The sequence below is a fragment of the Mycobacterium sp. NGS66 genome, from assembly GCF_059812225.1.
Genome location: NZ_JCALCG010000001.1, coordinates 494,711 through 515,546, shown reverse-complemented (window position 1 = coordinate 515,546; position 20,836 = coordinate 494,711). Strand labels below are relative to the sequence as shown.

Here is a 20,836-nt window from a genome sequence, read left to right as displayed (position 1 = left end):
TTCAGCGGCGGAAGAGCTTGTTACCCAGCCAGACCACCGGATCGTATTTGCGGTCCACGACGCGCTCTTTCATCGGGATCAACGCGTTGTCGGTGATCTTGATGTTCTCCGGGCAGACCTCGGTGCAGCACTTGGTGATGTTGCAGTAGCCCAGGCCGAAGTCGTCCTGCGCCTGGTTGCGGCGGTCCAGGGTGTCCAGCGGATGCATCTCCAGCTCGGCGACGCGCATCAAGAAGCGCGGGCCGGCGAACGCCTGCTTGTTTTCCTCGTGATCGCGGACCACGTGGCAGACGTTCTGGCACAGGAAGCACTCGATGCACTTGCGGAACTCCTGAGAGCGCTGCACATCGACCTGCGCCATCCGGTATTCGCCGGGCTGCAGCTCCTTGGGAGGCGCGAACGACGGGATCTCGCGGGCCTTCTCGTAGTTGAACGACACGTCGGTGACCAGGTCGCGGATCACCGGGAAGGTGCGCATCGGGGTGACGGTGACCGTTTCGTCCTCGGCGAACGTCGACATCCTGGTCATGCACATCAGCCGGGGCTTGCCGTTGATCTCCGCCGAGCAGGACCCGCACTTGCCCGCCTTGCAGTTCCAGCGGACCGCCAGGTCGGGCGTCTGGGTCTGTTGCAGACGGAGGATGACGTCGAGCACGACCTCGCCGTCGTTGACTTCGACGGTGAAGTCGCGCAGCTCGCCGCCGCTTTCGTCGCCGCGCCATACGCGCAGGCTCGCGTTGTAGCTCATCAGCTCTCCGTCCTCGGGGTCCGTCCCGGATGGTCGGCCAGCTCCTCGTCGGTGTAGTACTTCTCCAACTCGGAGATTTCGAAGAGCTCAAGCAGGTCAGGCCGCATCGGTACCTGTGGCTCGCGGGTGATGATGACGCGCGAATCGCTGGTGTCGCCGTAGCCGATCCGGCACACCAGCAGGGTATTGCGCCAATTGGCGTCCATGCTCGGGTGGTCGTCGCGGGTGTGGCCGCCGCGGCTCTCGGTTCGCTCCAGGGCCGCCTTGGCTACACACTCGCTGACCAGCAGCATGTTGCGCAGGTCCAGCGCCAGGTTCCAGCCGGGGTTGTATTGGCGGTTCCCCTCCACCTGGACGTTCTGGTACCGCGCCCACAGCTCGTTCAACCGCTTCAGCGCCTGGGTGATCTCGTCCTCTTTGCGGATGATGCCGACCAAGTCGTTCATCACCTGCTGCAGGTCGAGTTGCAGCGTGTACGGATTCTCCGGCGCCGAGCCGTCGGTCGGTCCCTCGAAGGGCTTGACCGCCACCTCGGCGGCGGCGTCGACGGCTTCTTGCGAAACGGTCGGGCGGCTGCTCAGTGCCCGCACGTAGTCGGCGGCGCCGAGGCCGGCCCGACGGCCGAATACCAGAAGATCCGACAGCGAGTTGCCGCCCAGCCGGTTGGAGCCGTGCATGCCGCCTGAGCACTCGCCGGCGGCGAAGAGCCCGGGAACCGTCGCCGCCCCGGTGTCGGCGTCAACCTCGACGCCGCCCATCACGTAGTGGCAGGTGGGGCCTACCTCCATCGGCTCCTTGGTGATGTCGACCCCGGCCAGCTCCTTGAACTGGTGATACATCGACGGCAGCCGCCGGTTGATCTCCGCGGGTGTCAACCGTGAGGCGATGTCGAGGAAGACACCGCCGTGCGGGCTGCCCCGTCCGGCTTTGACCTCCGAGTTGATCGCACGCGCGACCTCGTCCCGGGGCAGCAGGTCGGGGGTGCGACGGGCCGAGTCGTTGTCCTTGAGCCACTGGTCGGCCTCTTGCTCGGTTTCGGCGTACTGGCCCTTGAACACCGGCGGGATGTAGTCGAACATGAACCGCTTGCCCTCGGAGTTCTTCAGTACTCCGCCGTCACCGCGAACACCTTCGGTGACCAAGATCCCCTTCACGCTGGGGGGCCACACCATTCCGGTCGGGTGGAACTGGACGAACTCCATGTTGATCAGCGTCGCCCCGGCCCGCAGCGCCAACGCATGCCCGTCGCCGGTGTACTCCCAGGAATTCGACGTCACCTTGAACGACTTGCCGATCCCGCCGGTGGCCAGCACGACGGCGGGTGCCTCGAAGACGACGAACCGGCCGCTCTCGCGCCAGTAGCCGAACGCGCCGGAGATGGCGCCGTGGTCCTTGAGCAGCTCGGTGATGGTGCATTCGGCGAACACCTTGATGCGGGCTTCGTAGTCGCCCAGCTCGGCGTGGTCCTCTTGCTGCAGCGAGACGATCTTCTGCTGCATGGTGCGGATCAGCTCCAGGCCGGTGCGGTCGCCGACGTGCGCCAGCCGCGGATAGGTGTGTCCGCCGAAGTTGCGCTGACTGATCCGGCCGTCTTTGGTGCGGTCGAACAACGCGCCGTAGGTCTCGAGCTCCCAAACGCGGTCCGGTGCTTCCTTGGCGTGCAGCTCGGCCATCCGCCAGTTGTTGAGAAACTTCCCACCCCGCATCGTGTCGCCGAAGTGGGTCTTCCAATTGTCCTTCGGGTTGGTGTTGCCCATCGCGGCTGCGCAGCCACCTTCGGCCATCACCGTATGTGCCTTGCCGAACAGAGATTTGCACACCACGGCCACCCTGAGGCCGCGTTCGCGCGCCTCGATGACCGCGCGTAACCCAGCGCCGCCGGCACCGATCACGACTACGTCGTATGAGTGCCGTTCGACCTCAACCATGGAACCTCGCTCAGCTTTCGTTACTTGTTCAGCCGTAGAACCTGATGTCCGTGAAGGCGCCGCTGGCCAGCATGCTGATGTAGAAGTCGGTGAGCGCCAGGGTTCCCAACGTGATCCACGCGAATTGCATGTGGCGTGTGTTCAACTTGCTAACTTGCGTCCAGATCCAATACCGCACAGGGTGTTTCGAGAAATGCTTGAGGCGCCCGCCGGTGACGTGGCGGCAGGAATGGCAGGAGACGGTGTAGCACCAGAGCAGCAATACGTTGACCACCAAAATGACGTTGCCCAAACCGAATCCGAACCCGCTGGTCTTGTTCGAATGGAATGCCATGATCGCGTCGTAGGTGTTGATGACCGAGACCACCAGCGCGACGTAGAAGAAGTACCGGTGGCTGTTCTGGATGATCAGCGGCAGTTTCGTCTCACCGGTGTAGTGGACGCGCGGCTCAGGAACCGCACAGCCCGTCGGCGACTGCCACACCGACCGGTAGTAGGCCTTGCGGTAGTAGTAGCAGGTGATCCGGAACCCGAGCAGAAACGGTAAAACCAGCATTCCCAACGGAATCCACCACGGGAAATGTCCGAACCAGACACCCAGGTGGCTAGAACCCGGAACGCAGGACGCGCTCACGCATGGCGAGTAGAACGGGGTCAGGTAATGGTATTCGTCGACCCAGTAGTTGCGGCCCAGCATCGCCCGGGTACCGCCGTAGATGAGGAAAGCCAACAAACCGATGTTGGTAATCAGCGGCGCCTGCCACCACCGGTCGGTGCGCAGCGTCCGTTGCTGGATTTCGGCGCGGCCAGGCGAGAAGACGCCGGACGCAGGACGGTTCGCCGTGGGTGCGCTCATCTAGTGTTCCTCTTCGAACGGGCTGTCTCGACGAAGGGTACACAGACGAAACCCCACCTTTTTAGGCGGGCTTGTCAGTACCTACTGTGACCTCCGACACCCTCGTCGTCGACGTCGCGCCAGAAATCGCGGTCGTAATCGGTGTCGGGGATGGCGATTTTGTCGCCGGCCTGTTGCACAGTGGCACGGTCCAAGTCCAATTCGGTGATATCGGTGTCGAGCAGTTCGACGTCGCTGAGGATTCGGTCGGCGTCGATCACGATGCGACGCATCGCGGGGCTGTCGCCATAGCGGATCTTCAACGAGGTCACGCACCGCCGCAGACCGCCGATGAGGTCGTGCAGTTCGGCGAGTTCGGTAATGCCGCTTGGGGACGTCAACGGATCTCCTAGAAACAGACGGTCGTCGGTACAGCGTCGGCCGTGGTACGGATCACAGTACTCTCTCGATACTATCCACTCCCATGGGAGTCGTCGCGGGTCAACGCACACCGGCCGACCGTGCTTCAGCGCTGCTGGCACTGCACCGGCCGGGTGAGCCGGTGGTGCTGCCCACGGTGTGGGACGCCTGGTCCGCGCGCCTGGCCGTGGACGCCGGATTCCCCGCGCTGACGGTGGGCAGTCACCCGGTGGCGGATTCGGTGGGCAAACCGGACGGCGAAGGCATGTCTTTCGAGGATCTGATCACCCGGGTCGCGCAGATCACCGCCGCGGTCGACGTTCCGGTGTCGGTGGACATCGAATCGGGCTACGGGCTGCCTGCGCCCCGCCTGATCGACGGGCTGCTGAGTGTGGGTGCCGTCGGGCTGAACATCGAAGACACCGTGCACTCCGAAGGCGGACGACTACGGTCCTCTGGTGAGCACGCCGACCTGGTTGGTGGGCTGCGCTCGGCGGCCGATGCGGCCGGGGTGCATATGGTGATCAACGCCCGCACAGATCTGTTTCTGCGCAAGGACGGTGCGGATTCGGACCGTGTCGAGCGTGCGGTGGCGCGACTGTCCGAGGCCGCCGCGGCCGGTGCCGATGTGCTCTATCCCGTGGGCCGCCATGACCCGGATACGTTGCGGCGCTTGACCGCCGAGCTGCCGCTGCCGGTCAACGCGATCGCGGTGCCCGACCAGGACGACCCGGCCACGTTCGGGCCGTTGGGCGTGGGCCGGATCAGCTTCGGACCTTTCCTGCAGTACGCGCTGGCCGCCCGGGCCAAGGAACTGCTGACCCGTTGGAGGTGAAGCTGCGGCGTTCGGTGTGAAGCTGCGGCGTTCGGTGTGAAAGCTCGGCTTTGAAAGTGAATCCAGGGCGCTGATCTGGCGTTTTCTCCGCCAAGGCTGCACCACCAAAGCCCACGCTGCACACCCAAAGCCGAGCCTTCACAACCGATCACCCGCGTTGCACGGCAAATCCGGCGAGGCCGCGGTGCCCCGCCGGATTTCAGCCGATTGCCGCGCAGCGACTACTTCGTGATGGCGATGCGTTGCGGCTGCTTCCCGGCTGGGTTCTGGTAGGCACCGGCCACCCGGACCGTCAACACGCCGGCGTCGTAGGAGGCCGAGACGGCTTCACTGGTGACGTGCGCGGGCAGTTGGAAGGACCGGCGGAACGATCCGTAACGAATCTCACGCAGAACCCGGCCGTGATCTTCCCCGGCGTGCTCGTCGCGGTGTTCGCCGTGGATTACCAGACGGCCGTGGTCAACTGCCACGCTGACATCCTTGTCTACGTCGACACCAGGCAATTCCAGGCGGACCAGCGCGTCGTCGCCGTCCTTGACGATCTCGGCGGCAGGGGTGAACGCCGGACTAAAGCCGCTGCTCACCGGCTTGAACCAGTCCGCCACTGCGGCTGGACCGAAAAGTCGCGTAGCCACCGGTCGGTGTCCCAGGCCGGACGAGACCACAATGCGAGGTTGCTCATGAACATCTCCTTACGCTTGCTTGTGAATTTGCTGTGGCCGGCGCTTGCCAGCCGGCTATACAGACAAACTTGAGTCGATCACACTTAAGTTCCACCTGGCCGTTCGCCCCCGCAGAACACCGTCACATAGGTCGCTGTGAGGTGTGAGGACGCCGTCATATGGGCGTCACATTGAGCGACTTTGCCTTAATTTCGGACCCCTACCCTGCTTTCCATGGCCCAAGCCGCAAGCTCCTCCACCCGCCACGTCATCGTGGTCGGGCACGGCATGGTGGGCCATCGGTTGGTGGAGGCGCTGCGCGCCCGCGACACAAACGGGTCCTGGCGGGTCACCGTTATGGCCGAGGAGGCCGACGCCGCATACGACCGCGTCGGTCTGACCTCCTACACCGAGAGCTGGGATCGAAGCCTGCTGGCCTTGCCCGGTAACGACTATGCCGGCGACGAGATGGTGCGACTGCTACTGAGCACCCGCGTCGCCGAAATCGACCGCAGCACAAAGTCGGTGATCACCGCCGACGGCGGGCGGCACAGCTACGACACCTTGGTGCTGGCCACCGGGTCATACGCATTCGTTCCGCCGGTGCCCGGACACGACCTGCCCGCATGCCACGTCTACCGCACCCTTGACGACCTCGACGCCATCCGGGCCGGCGCCCAGGAAGCAGTCGCGTCGGGTCAAGCAAAAGCAGGAGTGGTGATCGGTGGCGGTCTGCTGGGGCTGGAAGCCGCGAATGCCTTGCGCCAGTTCGGATTACACACGCACGTCGTCGAGATGATGCCGCGGTTGATGGCGCAGCAGATCGACGAGGCCGGTGGCGCACTGCTGGCCAGGATGGTCACCGACCTCGGGATCGCGGTACACGTCGGAACGGGGACCGAATCCATTGACTCCGTTGAGCATTCGGACGGATCTGCCTCGGTGCGAGTACGGCTCACCGACGGTGCGGTCATCGACGCGGGCGTGGTGGTATTTGCGGCCGGTATCCGGCCTCGCGACGAGTTGGCCCGGGCGGCGGGCTTGGCGATCGGCGAGCGGGGCGGTGTGCTGACCGATTTAGCCTGCCGGACAAGCGATCCCGACATTTACGCGGTGGGCGAGGTGGCAGCGATCGAGGGCCGTTGCTACGGCCTGGTCGGACCCGGTTACACCAGCGCTGAAGTGGTGGCCGACCGGCTACTGGACGGCGCCGCGGAGTTTCCCGAGGCGGACCTTTCGACGAAGCTCAAACTGCTCGGCGTCGACGTCGCGAGTTTCGGCGACGCGATGGGGACAACCGAGAACTGCCTCGAAGTGGTCATCAACGATGCGGTCAACCGCACCTACGCCAAGCTGGTGCTGTCCGACGACGCCAAGACTCTACTCGGCGGTGTGCTGGTGGGTGATGCGTCGTCGTACGGGGTGTTGCGCCCCATGGTCGGCGGCGAGTTGCCCGGGGATCCGCTGGCGTTGATCGCACCGGCCGGGTCGAGTGGCGGCGTCTCGGCCCTGGGCATTGGGGCACTGCCGGATTCGGCGCAGATCTGCTCCTGCAACAACGTCAGCAAGGGCGATTTGAAGTGCGCGATCGCCGACGGCTGCGGCGATGTTGCGGCGCTAAAAGCTTGCACTGCGGCCGGTACGTCATGCGGCTCGTGCGTCCCGTTGCTCAAGCAGCTGCTGGAAGCCGAAGGCGTGGAACAGTCCAAGGCGCTGTGCGAGCACTTCAGCCAGTCGCGGGCAGAGCTGTTCCAGATTATTTCGGCCACCGAGATCCGGACGTTCTCCGGCTTGCTGGAGCGCTTCGGTCGCGGAAAGGGTTGCGATATCTGCAAACCCGTCGTCGCCTCGATCTTGGCCTCCACCGGCTCGGACCACATCCTCGACGGAGAGCAAGCGTCACTGCAGGATTCCAACGACCACTTTCTGGCGAACATACAAAAGAACGGCAGCTACTCGGTGGTCCCACGGGTTCCCGGCGGTGACATCAAGCCCGAGCACCTGATCGTGATCGGCCAGATCGCACAGGACTTCGGCCTGTACACCAAAATCACCGGAGGCCAGCGCATCGACATGTTCGGCGCCCGGGTGGATCAGCTGCCGGCCATCTGGAAGCGGCTCGTCGACGCCGGGATGGAATCCGGCCACGCGTACGGCAAGGCGTTGCGCACCGTGAAGAGTTGCGTGGGCAGCGACTGGTGCCGCTACGGTCAACAGGATTCGGTGCAGCTGGCCATCGATCTGGAACTGCGCTACCGCGGATTGCGGGCGCCGCACAAGATCAAGCTGGGCGTTTCGGGTTGCGCGCGGGAATGCGCCGAGGCCCGCGGCAAGGACGTGGGCGTCATCGCCACCGAGAAGGGCTGGAACCTCTACGTCGGTGGCAACGGCGGCATGACGCCCGAGCACGCCCAGCTCTTGGCCAGCGACCTGGACACGCAGACACTGATCCGCTACGTCGATCGGTTCCTCATGTACTACATCCGGACGGCCGACCGGCTACAACGCACGGCGCCCTGGGTCGAATCGCTCGGCCTGGATCACGTGCGTGAGGTGGTGTGCGAAGACTCGTTGGGGCTGGCCGCCGAATTCGAGGCGGCGATCCAACGCCATGTGCAGAACTACAAGTGTGAATGGAAGGGCGTCCTAGAGGATCCGGACAAGCTGTCGCGGTTCGTCTCCTTCGTCAACGCTCCGGACGCCGTCGACTCCACGGTGACGTTCACTGAACGTGCGGGACGCAAAGTGCCTGTACCCATTGGCATTCCGCGGGTCAGATCTTAAATAGGGAGGAAACATGACGCTTCTCAACGATATTCAGGTGTGGACCACCGCCTGCGACTACGACCACCTGATTCCAGGCCGTGGTGTCGGTGTGCTGCTCGACGATGGGAGCCAGGCGGCATTGTTCCGGCTGGACGACGGGACCGTTCACGCGCTCGGCAATGTCGACCCGTTCTCCGGCGCGGCCGTGCTGTCCCGCGGGATCGTCGGCGACCGGGCGGGTCGCGCCACGGTTCAATCACCCATCTTGAAGCAGGCTTTCGCGCTCGACGACGGCAGTTGCCTGGACGACCCCAGGGTGTCGGTGCCGGTGTATCCGGCGCGCGTCACGCCGGCCGGCCAAATCCAGATCGCCCGGCTCGCCGCCTAGCGGCTTCACCGAAACTGTAAATTTGCAGCGAAAGTTCGAGAAGAAGCCTGCAAAATTACAGGCTCGGCGCTCCGCACCATCGAAACGTGGCGATCGCAAGCGCGGCGAAGCCGGGCGCGGCGGGTCGCCACCATCAGAAATAGTCAGAGGTGAATGTCGCCCACCAGGTAGCGCTGCATGGTAGGCCCGATGGCGTCGACGAGCTGTTCCACCGTCATCGAGTGCAATGGCTCCGACCGCACCCCATACCGCATGATGCCCAAACCGACAAGCTGAGAGGCGCACAACGAAGCCCGGATCGCGATTTTGTCGGCCCCCAAAATCTTGAGCAGCGGGTTGAAGACCGGTCCGATGAACATCGACTGGACGATCTCCGCGGTCTTCGCCAGCCCCGTCGACGCGATCGCGCTGGCGGCGAACGGGCCGCCACCGGCGGCGTCCCAGGTGGTGATCAGCATGTACAACGTCGTGCGGCCCACCTGATTGACTCCGCCGGTGACGATCCGGTCGATGAACTCCGGTGTGCCGAACGGTAACCGCAGCATCTTCGCCACCGGGTCGAGGAGCCCACGCGATGGCTCTTCGCGACGCGCCATGTTGCCAGGATTGCCGCTACGGGGCCAAAGATCAAGTTTGGCCGATGTCGGCGTGGCTGACCGACGAAGCTTGGTGCTCGACGCATTTCGGTGCATGCCGACGGTGGCGGTTGCCGGATCGACACAGCACGCCGTCTGGAAAACCTTGGAACCGCGCCGCGATCAACCGGGCCAGGCCGGGATGGGTGCCCAGCGGCGGTGTCACCACGTCGGCGCCCGAGGCATGCAACCGTTGTTGAAACAGTCCGTCAGCAAGTAGATAGGAGGCAACCGCAACGCGGCTCGCGCCACGTCGCCGCGCGTCCGCAACTGCGGTACGCACATCGGGGCCACCGGTTGCCGCAAACGCCAAGTCAACCCGCGTGCCGGTGAGCGTGGCCAACAGCGCGGCGGCCGTCCGCAGGTCCGCACGGGCCCGGCGATCGGATGTGCCCGCGGCCGCCAAAATCACCGAATCTTCGGGACCGCAACCGGTTTGCGCCAGTTGTTCGGCGAGAATCCGGGCGATCTGCCGGCTCGGCCCCAATGCGGGGGTGACGGTGACGTTCGGGTGTCCGCTGGCCGCGACGTGAGCGGGAAGGTCGGCGCGGACGTGATAGCCACGCGACAGAAACGCCGGCACCACGATCGCGGGCCGCGCCGATAGAGTCGCATACCGCGAAAGCAGCTCGCTGGGAGTGGGTCCCAGTACGTCGACGAACGCCACCCGAACCGTTTCGTCGACCAGCGCGCCGACCTGCGCGGCCAGGTCCCCGATCATCGCCACCCCGCCCGGCCTGCGGGTGCCGTGCGCCACCAAGATCAGATTCATCGCGTACCCGTTGGCGAGTCGACGGCGAGCCGATAGCCACGCTTGACCACCGTCGCGACAATGTTCTTGTCGCCCAATGCCGTTCGGAGCCGCAACACGGCCGTGTCCACCGCATGGGTGTCATTGCCATTGCCCGGCAGCACACGTAGCAGATCGCTGCGGGTCACGACGTCACCGGGACGCTTGGCCAGCGCACGCAATATCGCCATCCCCGATGGCGACAGGGTTTTGACCGATCCGTCCACCAGCACGCTGGTCCCGCGGACATCGACCGCATGGCCGGCGACCTTCACCGTGCAAGAGCCCAGTATCGGCAGCTCCTCGGCGATATGGCGGGCCAAGGCTCCCAACCGCATTCGTTCGGGCGATGACGTCGGGATGCCTTTGCGGATCAGCGGCCGCGAGGTCACCGGGCCGACGCACATCGCGTGCACATCGGTGCGCAGGGCCTCCAGTACCTGATCCTGGATGTCCAGCTCCCGGCTGCGTTCCAGCACGGCCGCGGCGGCCGGTGCCGAGGTGAAGGTGACCGCATCGAATTGGCGTCGTGCTATCCCGGTGACCAGCTGGTCGAAATCTCCGCCCAAAGGCGTTGGCTTCCAACGGTAGACCCGGATCGGCACCACTTCGGCACCCGCGTAACGCAATCCGCCGAGAAACTCCGGGAACGGATCCCACGCGTCGGCAGCACCGTGCAGCTGGACGGCGATACGCGCACCGGACAGATCGGATTTCAGCAGGTATTCCAGTACCTCCTGGGAAGACTCCGATTCCGGAGACCACTCCTCGTGTAGGCCGGCGGCACGCAACGCCCCGGTGGCCTTCGGCCCACGCGAAACGATCCGAACCGACGACAGCGACTCCAGAAGCTGGCTGGCCAGCCCCCAACCCTCGGCGGCGGCGACCCAGCCGCGGAAACCGATGCCGGTGTGCGCCACCAAGATGTCGGGCGGGTCGGCAATCAACTGCTCGGTGTTGCTGTGCAGCTCGTCATCGTCGGGCAGCGCGATCATGTTGATCGCGGGGGCAGCGCAGACCTCGGCGCCCTGTCGGTGCAGCAACGCGCACAACTCCTCGGCACGCCGGGCCGACGTCACCGCAATCCGGTAACCAGTTAGTGGCGCAGAGTCTGACTGGCCCATATGAACTGTGTATTCCTGGTTGATTTCCGTTGCGTTACCGCGCAATTGCTGACGCATTGCCCGTAGTGGGGCGTGAATCACACGTGAGCTCAGACATGCGCCAGACCCAATTCGCGCTTCGTCTCCGCCAGCCCCGCGGCTGGGACCGGTCGACGCACGTACATCGCCCAAGTCAGCAGCGCAGCACCGACATAAACAATCAAGAACACCCAGTAGGCCGCGGTCCCGGTTCCGCTGCGCAGGTAGGATTCGCGCAGCGCCAAGTCGATTCCGACGCCGCCGAGCGCACCGACTGCCGCGCAGAAACCGATCAGCGATCCCGACATGGCCCGTGACCAACGGCGGCGCTCCACTTCCCCGGCATGCAGAGCGTGGCTGCGGGCCTCGAAGACCGACGGGATCAGTTTGAACACCGACCCGTTGCCCATTCCGGACAGCACGAACAGGGCCATGAAACCGGCGACGTAGCCGATCATGATCATGGAGCTCGTTACCCCGCCGTCGTGGGAAAAGCTCCGGTGCTGGGCGAAGGTGCTGATGACGACCAGCAGCGCGGCGGCCGGGATCATCCCACCGAGCACGCCCAAGGTGACGTGGCTACCGCCGCGTCGATCGGCCAGCTTGCCGCCGTAGATGCGGGCCAGCGAGCCCAGCAGCGGCCCGACGAACGCGATCTGCGCGGCGTGCAGCGACGCGTGCTTGACGCTTTCCCCACTGGCCATGAAGTTGACCTGCATCACCTGACCGAAGGCGAACGCGAAACCGATCCACGAACCGAACGTGCAGATGTAAAGCAAGGAAATCGCGTAGGTGTGCCGGTCGACGAGGATCGACCGCATGTGGTTTACCGCGATGCCGTGGTCCAGGTTGTCCATGAACACCGCCGCCGCGATACCGACGACTGCCAGCAATACCAGGTAGATCGCGCAAACCCAGTAGGGTGCTTCATGTCCCGCGATGGCCAGCACCAGCAGACCCACCAATTGGATGACCGCAACGCCTAGGTTGCCGCCACCGGCGTTGATGGCCAGTGCGGCCCCCTTCAGCCGCTGCGGATAGAAAGCGTTGACGTTGGCCAGCGATGCCGCATAGTTGCCTCCGCCCAAGCCGGTCAGCGCCGCACACACCACATACGGCCACCGGGGCAGGCCCGGATTTGCCAACAGCACGATGGTGCCGACGGTCGGGATCAGCAAAACCAACGCCGAGAACGTCGTCCAGTTGCGGCCGCCGAACGCGGCGATGCCCCAGGTGTAGGGGATGCGCACACAGCCGCCTACCAGCGTGGCGACGGCGCCCAGCAAGAGCTTGTCGCCGGCGGACAAGCCGTAGACGGAGGCCGGCATGAACAACGCCATCACCGACCAGAGGCTCCAGATCGAAAACGCCACATGGTCGCCCGCTACGGTGCAGATCAGATTGCGGCGTGCGATGCGCTTGTTACCGGCCTTCCATGCCACGGTGTCTTCGGGGTTCCAGTCACTGATGTGGTGGTTGCGGCCGACGTCGCGCACGGTGGCGTGCACCCCCATAGTCCGGACCCTCTCTCATCGAGCCGTTCCGCTGCTGAATCTGCCTGGCCGACTTTGGCCTTGGAAGCGCCGCACCTGAAACTCGAACGGACCTAACTGAAGGAGTATGCGCCGCTGGCAGGGTCGATGCTCACATCCGTGATCGCCGGCCGTCAACTCGGTATGGCCCGATATCGCCTGAAAGTTGATTCCGAGTTGGCTGGTAACTTACTGGCAGACCAGCCAACATCAACGAGTGTGAGCTGCAATACATTTGGCGACACACCAGCGCGCCCTACGCCAGCGAAGCGGCTTCGGCAACGGGCGCGGTCATTGGGCGACGCACGTACACCGCCCACGTCGTAAACGCGGCTCCCACGTAGAACAATGCGAAGGACCAGAATGCCGCCGTTGCGGTGCCGCTTTGCATATATGACTGCCGCAGCGCGAGATTGACGCCGACACCGCCCAGCGCGCCGATGGCCCCGGCGAGGCCGATCAGTGCCCCAGACATGGACCGCGACCATTCCCGGCGCTCGGATTCGGTGAGTTGCATTGAGTGGCTTCGTGCCTCGAAGATCGACGGAATCATCTTGTACACCGAGCCGTTGCCGACTCCTGACAGGATGAACAGCGCGACGAAGCCGACGACGTAGCCGACCATTGTGGCAGCCGGTACCGGTCCGGTCGTGTGCGCACCGAAAGTGCTTGCGCTGATTACTATTCCGGCGGCAAGCAGCATCGCGCAGAAGACGGCGAGGGTGACGCGGCCACCACCGATGCGATCTGAGAGCTTGCCGCCGTAGACGCGCGACACCGAACCCAATAGCGGCCCCAGGAAGGCGATCTGGGCGGCATGCAGCGAAGCCTGCGCAGTACTTTGGCCACTGGCGATGAAGTTGAGCTGCAGCACCTGGCCGAAGGCGAACGAGAACCCGATGAACGAGCCGAACGTGCCGATATAGAGCAGCGCTACCACCCAGGCGTGCGGCTCGGAAAGCACTGCCCGCATGGTGCTCATCTCGATGCGGTACTGCGGCAAGTTGTCCATGTACAGTGCCGCGCCGATTCCGGCGATTGCCAACAGCACCAGGTAAACGGCACACACCCAGTAGGGCTGCCGGTTGCCGGCCGTCGCGATCACCAGCAGGCCGACCAGCTGGACCACGGGCACGCCCAGGTTGCCGCCGCCGGCGTTGAGCGCCAACGCCGCACCCTTGAGCCGTTGCGGATAGAAGGCGTTGATGTTCGTCATCGACGAGGCGAAATTGCCGCCACCGAGGCCGGCCAGTGCGGCACACACCAGATACGGCCACAACGGCAGGCCAGGGTTGGCCAGCAGCAACAGGGTGCCGATCGTGGGGATGAACAGCACCAGCGCGGAGAAGACGGTCCAATTGCGCCCGCCGAACTTCGCGGTGGCGAACGTGTACGGGAATCGCAGGCAGCCTCCGACCAACGTCGCGACGGCGCCCAGCAGGAACTTGTCTCCCGCCGAAAAGCCGTACACGGAGGTCGGCATGAACAGCACCATCACCGACCAGATGGACCAGATCGAGAAGCCGACGTGTTCGGCGGCCACCGACCAGATCAGGTTGCGCCGCGCGACGTTCTTGTTGCCGGCTTCCCAGGCCGCAGTATCTTCCGGGTCCCAGTCCAGCAACACATGCGAACGCCCTTTACGCATACTCCAAAGCTCCTCACGTCATCACTCTTGGCGATCACGCTAGGAATCCTTTGTTGCCCCGGACGCCGCCCACAGTGACCCGGGCGTGAAATTCCGCTCACCCCCGGCAAGCCGACGATGTGAGCGTCAGTCGTTTCGTGTGACCCTCACCACACGGCTACCAGACATCCCCTGCGCGCCAATCGCACATCAGCTCCGCCGAGGTATCCAGGCTGATTCCGACCGGCAGGACGAATACTGATCCGTCGTCGTCGGGCGTACGCGTCGGGCCGGTGGGGGCCAGCACCGAGGTGGGGCCGCGCCAGGGCATCCAACCGCGCGGCGGATAGAGCCCTCGGGCACGGTCTGAGGAACTGAGCGCCCCGAGTTGGTAGGCGCCGCGGATCACCTGCTCGACCCCGTCCAGCAGCGAGCTCACCAGACCACGGCCACGCCAATCCTCGCGTACCGCAACGCCTTCGACGTACCCGCAGCGCAGAGCGGTACCGCGGTAATACAACCGCCGCTGGACCACCGCGGCGTGCGCGATGATCGCGCCGTGCCGGCAGATCAGCGCGTGCATCCCGCCCAGCGTGTGTTCCCAATCGGTTTCGGCGAAGTCGCCGCCGAACGCATCGGTGACCATCTGACGGACCCGCCGGCGCGCCTCGATGTCGAGATCCGCGGTGTGGACCAGGCGGGCGGTGTGTACCTGGCGGGGCACCTGCGCGCCTCCGGCTTCGCCCTACCGATGTATGGCCAAGGCTATGGCCAACCTGCAGCAGCTGCGCTCACACGGGACCGCTGCGGCGACCGGGGCCGCGACCAGTGCAGCCGCACATATTGGCCTGGCCGCACCTGCGCAAGTTTGTCGATGTCCTCGTCGATCACCACGCCGATCACCGGGTAGCCGCCCGTCACCGGGTGATCCGGACCCAGAATCACCGGTAAGCCGTTGGGCGGCACCTGGATTGCGCCGCGGGTTACGCCCTCGCTCGGAATTTGACGGTCCGGATTGCGGTATTGCATGGGACGGCCCACCAACCGCATGCCGACCCGGTCGCTGCGATCAGACGCCATCCAGATGGTGTGCACCAGCGCGTCGGGATCTACCAGCCAGTCGTCGTGCGGCCCGGGCACCACCAGCAGTTCCACCATTTGCCTGGTGATCGCCGCGACCGGGGCCTGTTCGAGCTCGGGGTAGTCGTCGGTGTGCTCACCGACCGGCACGACGTCTCCGGCCTTGAGCGGCGATGGGCCGATCTCCGACATGACGTCGTAGCTGCGCGAACCCAGCACCGGTTTGACGCTGATGCCGCCGCGCACCGCCAGATAGCTCCGCAACCCGGCTCGGGGGGTGCCCAGGGAGATCACCTGGCCGTCTTTGACATGCTGAATGCTGTTGGTGCCGAACGTGATTCCGTCTACCGTCGGGTCGGTGTCGGCGCCGGTCACGGCGATGTCGACGTCGCCGCCGTGGACCCGGGCGCAGAATCCGCCGAACGTCACCTCGACAGTGGCGCGATCATCGGGGTTGGCCACCAGGCGGTTGGCGAGCGTGTGCGAACGCCGGTCAGCGGCTCCCGAGCGGCCGACGCCGATGTGGGCCAGGCCGGTGCGGCCCAGATCCTGAACGACCGCCAACGGTCCGGTTCGCAGAATCTCCAGAGTTGCCACGAGTCCCTCCCTCAAAGTCCCTCAGGCCGCCCGGAACTGGACCCACATGCCGGGCGTCAGCAACGCCGGGTTGGGCCGGCCGAGGTCCCACAGCACCGCCTCGGTGTGGCCGATGAGCTGCCACCCACCGGGCGACTGCCGGGGATACACCGCGCTGAACTCGTCGGCCAGGGCGACCGCCCCGGCCGGTACCGCAGTTCGCGGCTCGGACCGGCGCGGCACCCGCAACCGCGGGTCGCCGTCGACCAGGTAGGCGAAACCCGGTGCGAAACCGCAGAATCCGACCCGCCACAGGGTGGTGGTGTGGGCATGGATGACCTGGGCAGTGCTCAGCCCGGTGCGGCTGGCAACCTCGGCGAGGTCGGGTCCGTCATAGACGACGTCGATCACCACGTCGGCGCGCCGATCCCCTGAAGCGGTCGGTGTGGCCTCGGGAAGGACCTGCAGTTTGCGCAGCCGGTGACGAGTACCGGCCTGGTAGCGGGGGCCGTCCAGCTTCACCAGGACAGTGCGCGACGCGGGGACGATGTCGAGCACACCCGGCAGGGCCGCCTCCCGCAGCGCGGCAGTCCATGCCAGTACCTCGGCGGTGCTGTCGAATTGCAGCAGCAGCGCTTGGTCGCCGTAATCGGCGATGGCAAGGCTTTTCGCCGGACCCATCGAGAGGTCTGCTGAGAGATCCGTCACGCTCATAAAACGACGGTAGCGCCGCATTCGGGGGCTCGGCGAGCTTCTACCCGGGATTTTCGAGCACTGCCAGAGGTGCCTTAGCAAACGCTCAATTACGTCAGGATTTTGCCGATCAGCGGGGGCAACTGATCGGCGACCATCGGGTAACTCAGCGGAGACGCGAAAGCGATCGCGCCGGCCAGTTCCTTCGACGTGAAGATGTGGCGGTTCTGCGCGGTCGCCTGTGCGCCGGCCACCTCGGGATCGGCCAGCAACGCCTTCTGGTCGTCCGGACTCTCGGTGGACCAGATCACCACGTCGGCGGAATCAAGCACCGCTTTGATGCGATCACGGGGAATGACAGCGCGGTGGTCGGCGCCGAATTCCTTGATGCTGTCGGCGATCGCCAGACCCATCGCGGTGAGGAAGTCGGTGCGCCAGCCCGCCGGCGTCGCGACCACAGTGCCCTGCTCGAGCCGGCCCCGCATCAGCAGCGCCTTCTTGCCCTTCCATTGCGGATTCTTCTGCGCGACAGCGGAAAACTTCTGGTCGACGGCAGAGATCAGCGACTTCATCTGGTCGGCCTGGAACACCGCCTGGCCGATCGCGGTTGCCTGGTCCTTCCACGGCTCGAAGAATGCGTCCTCACCCGACTGCGGGATGGTCGGCGCGATCGCCGACAGCCTGTGGTAGGTGTCGGCGTCCACGCCGGCGTTGGTGGCCACGATGAGGTCCGGTTTCAGGCCGGCGATCTGGTCCACCGGGATTCCGTTGTCGAGGTTCAATACCGTCGGCTTGGCGTCGCCGAGCTTCGGCTGCGCCCACGGCCACACCGCGAACGGCTGGTCACCCCACCAGTTGGTCACGGCGACGGGCACCACGCCGACCGCGAGCAGGTCGTCTTGTTCGGTATATCCGGCGCTGACCACGCGCTTCGGCGGCTCCTTGACGACGGTCTGGCCGAACAGGTGAGTGATGGTCACCGATCCGCCACCGGGCGAGCCGGGCGCCGGCTTGGGTGTCGAACACCCTGCCAGAGACTCCGAGGCTCCCGCTGCGAGCAGCCCTGCGGCCCCGGCGAGCTGGAAGAATCCCCGTCGACTCCATCCCTGCCGCACAGCGTGAGAGTATCGCGTGCGTCACGGGCTGGTCAGTCACGCGGCCGAGGTTTGGCGTGATAGCGCTCCCAGGGGCTGTAATCGGCGATCAGCTCCTCCTGCGCAGGCCGCTGGTCGGGCGGGACGTGCTGCAGGTTGATCCGGATGCGGTACCAGATGGAACTCGGCCCGCGCATGCCGTCGACCAGGACGTCCGCCGGTTCCAGCCGGCCGGCAGCCGTCGGATGACGAGCCCGCCAGGTGTCGAGCGCGGCCATCGCCTCGTCCCGGGTCTTGGTACGGGCGATCTCGATCAGCGGCTTCGACGAGACCCGCCGGCCGTCACGGCTACGTGAGGTGTTCTTGGCGCCTTTAGGCGCACGCTCGGGCGGGCCCAGCTCTTCGGCCAGGATCAACAGGCGGTCGAGTTCCCCAACGGCGTGCTCCGCGTCCATGCCCGCCCACGGGTCACCGATCTCGGCGAACCGGGCCGGCACGGTCGCGATGGTGAACGCCTCCGGCCGGCAGTCGGCGACCTCGTCCCAATGCAGCGGCGTGGACACCCGGGCGTCCGGAGTCGCCCGCACCGAGTAGGCCGACGCGATGGTGCGGTCCTTGGCGTTCTGGTTGAAGTCGACGAATACGCCTTCGCGTTCTTCTTTCCACCAGCGGCTGGTTGCCGCATCGGGTATCCGCCGCTCGACCTCGCGGGCAACGGTCTGGGCGGCCAGCCGAACCTGCCTGAACGTCCGGCGGGGTGCAATCCGCGCATAGACGTGGAAGCCCTTCGACCCGGACGTCTTCGGCCAGGCGACCAGGCCGTAGTCCTCGAGCACCTCGCGGGCCACCAAGGCCACATCGACAATCCGTTGCCAGGACACCCCGGGCATCGGGTCGAGGTCCACCCGCAGCTCGTCGGGATGATCGAGGTCCCCGGCGAGCACGGGATGCGGGTTGAGGTCGACACAACCCAGGTTGATCACCCAGGCCAGCCCGGCCGCGTCGTGAACGACCGCCTCCTTGGCCGAGGTACCCGACGCGTAGCGCAGTTCGGCGACGTCGACCCAGTCCGGGCGGTTGGCCGGCGCCCGCTTCTGAAACACCGCCTCCACCGCGATGCCCTTGACGAAGCGCTTCAGGATCATCGGGCGTCCGGCCACACCACGCAGCGCCCCCTCGGCGACCGCGAGGTAGTAACGGACCAGGTCAAGCTTGGTGTACGCGGGTGCGCCGTCGTGCGGTTCGAAGACCACCTTCTCCGGATGGGTGATGGTGACCTGGCGTCCGTCCACTTCGAGTGATACCGGCCTGGTCATGGGGTACAGGGTAGTAATGCGCAATTTTTCCAACCGCACTGCGACCTGCGTCACATAGGGTGAGATCATGCCTAACCTCAGCGACCTGCCCGGGCCAATCCCAGCCAAGATTCAGCAGTACGTCGAACGCGGCGCAGCCGAACTGCACTACGTCCGCAAGATCTTCGAAGCGGGTGCGTTCCGGCTGGAGTCGCCGCTCAAGACCGCCGCGATGGCAGCCGATATCGCCAAGTGGGGCGAGTTCGGCATGCTGCCGTCGCTCAATGCCAGACGCCACCCGGACCGGGCGGCGTGCATCGACGAAGAAGGCGAGTTCACGTTCAAAGAACTCGACGACGCCGCCCACGCGGTGGCCAACGGGCTGATCGAGAAGGGCATCAAGGCCGGCGACGGCGTGGCCATCCTGGCCCGCAACACCCGCTGGTTTCTGGTGGCCAACTACGGTGCGGCCCGGGCCGGTGCCCGCATCATCCTGCTCAACAGTGAGTTCTCCGGGCCGCAGATCAAAGAGGTGTCGGAGCGCGAAGGCGCCAGGCTGATCATCTACGACGACGAGTACACCAAGTCGGTCAGCAAGGCGGAACCGGAGCTGGGCAAGTTGCGGGCGCTCGGCACCAACCCGGACAGCAACGAAGACTCCGGCAGCGAGGACGAGACCCTGGCCGACCTGATCGAGCGGAGCAGTAAGGAACCCGCCCCGAAGGCCAGCAAGCACGCGTCGATCATCATCTTGACCAGCGGCACCACCGGCACGCCCAAAGGGGCGAATCGCAGCACCCCGCCCACCTTGGCGCCGGTCGGCGGAATCCTGTCGCATGTGCCGTTCAAGGCCAACGAGGTGACGTCGCTGCCGGCGCCGATGTTCCACGCGCTCGGGTATCTGCATGCGACCCTGGCTATGTTCCTGGGCTCGACGTTGGTGCTGCGGCGCAAGTTCAAGCCGCCGCTGGTATTGCAAGACATCGAAAAGTACCGGGCGACCGCAATGGTCGTGGTGCCGGTGATGCTGTCCCGGCTGCTGGACGCGATCGAAAAGCTGGAGAAGAAGCCGGACCTGTCCAGCTTGAAGATCATCTTCGTGTCCGGCTCGCAGTTGGGCGCCGAGCTAGCCTCCCGCGCGCTCAAGGACTTCGGGCCGGTGATCTACAACATGTACGGCTCGACCGAGATAGCGTTCGCCACCATCGCCGGCCCCAAGGACTTGGAGAAGAACGCGGCGACGGTCGGTCCGGTGGTCAAGGGGGTCAAGGTCAAGATCCTCGACGATAACGGCAAGGAATTGCCGCAGGGTGAGGTCGGCCGGATCTTCGTCGGCAACGCCTTCCCGTTCGAGGGCTACACCGGCGGCGGCCACAAGCAGATCATCGACGGTCTGATGTCCTCGGGTGATGTCGGCTACTTCGACGAGGACGGATTGCTGTACGTCAGCGGCCGCGACGACGAGATGATCGTCTCCGGCGGTGAGAACGTGTTCCCCGCCGAAGTCGAGGACCTGATCAGCGGCCATCCCGACGTGGTGGAGGCCACCGCGATCGGTGTGGAGGACAAGGAGTGGGGCCACCGGCTGCGCGCCTTCGTGGTCAAGAAGGAGAACGCCGATCTCGACGAGGACAAGATCAAGCACTATGTGCGCGACCACCTGGCTCGTTACAAGGTGCCGCGGGAAGTGATCTTCCTCGACGAGTTGCCGCGCAATCCCACCGGCAAGATTCTCAAACGCGAACTGCGCGAGATGGACGTCGAGAGCTAGTACGAGTTAGCGCGAGCAG

At 65.3% G+C, this 20,836-nt stretch carries 18 protein-coding genes and 1 pseudogene; 4 read left to right on the top strand and 15 right to left on the bottom strand.

The window, feature by feature from the left end; genetic code table 11:
• Position 1: 1 nt before the first annotated feature.
• From AC5Y2L_RS02570 to AC5Y2L_RS02555, 4 genes are all read right to left on the bottom strand, one after another.
• On the bottom strand, positions 2-748 hold the full coding sequence (locus AC5Y2L_RS02570) for a succinate dehydrogenase/fumarate reductase iron-sulfur subunit (protein WP_499934491.1): 747 nt from the start codon (positions 746-748) through the stop codon (positions 2-4).
• On the bottom strand, positions 748-2,676 hold the full coding sequence (locus AC5Y2L_RS02565; protein WP_499934493.1) for a fumarate reductase/succinate dehydrogenase flavoprotein subunit: 1,929 nt from the start codon (positions 2,674-2,676) through the stop codon (positions 748-750). The genes AC5Y2L_RS02570 and AC5Y2L_RS02565 overlap by 1 nt, the downstream gene beginning before the upstream one ends.
• 28 nt (positions 2,677-2,704) lie before the next feature.
• The gene (gene sdhC, locus AC5Y2L_RS02560; protein ID WP_499934494.1) at positions 2,705-3,532 is read right to left on the bottom strand and encodes a succinate dehydrogenase subunit SdhC; all 828 of its coding nucleotides are present in this window, start codon (positions 3,530-3,532) and stop codon (positions 2,705-2,707) included.
• Positions 3,533-3,606: 74 nt separating this feature from the next.
• Positions 3,607-3,912: an Rv0250c family protein gene (locus tag AC5Y2L_RS02555; protein ID WP_499934496.1), complete on the bottom strand. Its 306-nt coding sequence runs from the start codon at positions 3,910-3,912 to the stop codon at positions 3,607-3,609.
• An 83-nt stretch (positions 3,913-3,995) separates the two neighbouring features.
• Here AC5Y2L_RS02555 and AC5Y2L_RS02550 point away from each other — a divergent pair, with 83 nt between their 5' ends.
• Positions 3,996-4,766 (top strand): isocitrate lyase/PEP mutase family protein, encoded by a 771-nt coding sequence (locus AC5Y2L_RS02550; protein WP_499934497.1) that lies wholly within the window; start codon positions 3,996-3,998, stop codon positions 4,764-4,766.
• 221 nt (positions 4,767-4,987) lie between these two features.
• Here AC5Y2L_RS02550 and AC5Y2L_RS02545 read toward each other — a convergent pair.
• Positions 4,988-5,448, bottom strand: a pseudogene (locus AC5Y2L_RS02545) (Hsp20/alpha crystallin family protein).
• Between the two features lie 214 nt (positions 5,449-5,662).
• Between AC5Y2L_RS02545 and nirB the strand changes: the two are divergent.
• Together nirB and nirD are read left to right on the top strand one after the other, a co-directional pair.
• On the top strand, positions 5,663-8,212 hold the full coding sequence (nirB, locus tag AC5Y2L_RS02540) for a nitrite reductase large subunit NirB (protein WP_499934498.1): 2,550 nt from the start codon (positions 5,663-5,665) through the stop codon (positions 8,210-8,212).
• A gap of 13 nt (positions 8,213-8,225) precedes the next feature.
• Positions 8,226-8,582: a nitrite reductase small subunit NirD gene (gene nirD / locus AC5Y2L_RS02535; protein ID WP_499934499.1), complete on the top strand. Its 357-nt coding sequence runs from the start codon at positions 8,226-8,228 to the stop codon at positions 8,580-8,582.
• A gap of 143 nt (positions 8,583-8,725) precedes the next feature.
• Here nirD and AC5Y2L_RS02530 read toward each other — a convergent pair whose 3' ends face one another.
• From AC5Y2L_RS02530 to AC5Y2L_RS02485, 10 genes are all read right to left on the bottom strand, one after another.
• Positions 8,726-9,178, bottom strand: a complete 453-nt coding sequence (locus AC5Y2L_RS02530; RefSeq protein ID WP_499934501.1) for a TetR/AcrR family transcriptional regulator — start codon at positions 9,176-9,178, stop codon at positions 8,726-8,728.
• A gap of 31 nt (positions 9,179-9,209) precedes the next feature.
• The gene (locus AC5Y2L_RS02525) at positions 9,210-9,989 is read right to left on the bottom strand and encodes a sirohydrochlorin chelatase (protein WP_499934502.1); all 780 of its coding nucleotides are present in this window, start codon (positions 9,987-9,989) and stop codon (positions 9,210-9,212) included.
• Positions 9,986-11,131, bottom strand: a complete 1,146-nt coding sequence (locus AC5Y2L_RS02520) for a uroporphyrinogen-III synthase (protein WP_499934503.1) — start codon at positions 11,129-11,131, stop codon at positions 9,986-9,988. Before AC5Y2L_RS02520 ends, AC5Y2L_RS02525 begins: the two co-directional genes overlap by 4 nt.
• An 89-nt stretch (positions 11,132-11,220) precedes the next feature.
• Positions 11,221-12,663, bottom strand: a complete 1,443-nt coding sequence (locus AC5Y2L_RS02515; RefSeq protein WP_499934505.1) for a nitrate/nitrite transporter — start codon at positions 12,661-12,663, stop codon at positions 11,221-11,223.
• Positions 12,664-12,937: 274 nt separating this feature from the next.
• Complete coding sequence (locus tag AC5Y2L_RS02510) at positions 12,938-14,329, bottom strand: nitrate/nitrite transporter (protein ID WP_499934507.1); 1,392 nt, start codon at positions 14,327-14,329, stop codon at positions 12,938-12,940.
• A 157-nt stretch (positions 14,330-14,486) separates the two neighbouring features.
• Entirely contained in the window at positions 14,487-15,032 is a 546-nt protein-coding gene (locus AC5Y2L_RS02505) for a GNAT family N-acetyltransferase (RefSeq protein WP_499934508.1), read from the bottom strand.
• A 41-nt stretch (positions 15,033-15,073) separates the two neighbouring features.
• Positions 15,074-15,985, bottom strand: a complete 912-nt coding sequence (locus AC5Y2L_RS02500) for a 5-oxoprolinase/urea amidolyase family protein (protein ID WP_499934509.1) — start codon at positions 15,983-15,985, stop codon at positions 15,074-15,076.
• A 21-nt stretch (positions 15,986-16,006) separates the two neighbouring features.
• Complete coding sequence (locus tag AC5Y2L_RS02495) at positions 16,007-16,678, bottom strand: 5-oxoprolinase subunit B family protein (RefSeq protein ID WP_499934511.1); 672 nt, start codon at positions 16,676-16,678, stop codon at positions 16,007-16,009.
• Between the two features lie 89 nt (positions 16,679-16,767).
• Positions 16,768-17,772, bottom strand: coding sequence for an ABC transporter substrate-binding protein (locus AC5Y2L_RS02490; protein WP_499934512.1), 1,005 nt, complete (start codon positions 17,770-17,772; stop codon positions 16,768-16,770).
• Between the two features lie 32 nt (positions 17,773-17,804).
• Positions 17,805-19,067, bottom strand: coding sequence for a DNA polymerase domain-containing protein (locus tag AC5Y2L_RS02485; protein ID WP_499934513.1), 1,263 nt, complete (start codon positions 19,065-19,067; stop codon positions 17,805-17,807).
• Positions 19,068-19,134: 67 nt separating this feature from the next.
• Here AC5Y2L_RS02485 and fadD2 point away from each other — a divergent pair, with 67 nt between their 5' ends.
• On the top strand, positions 19,135-20,817 hold the full coding sequence (gene fadD2 / locus AC5Y2L_RS02480; RefSeq protein WP_499934514.1) for a long-chain-fatty-acid--CoA ligase FadD2: 1,683 nt from the start codon (positions 19,135-19,137) through the stop codon (positions 20,815-20,817).
• The last annotated feature ends 19 nt before the right edge of the window (positions 20,818-20,836 follow it).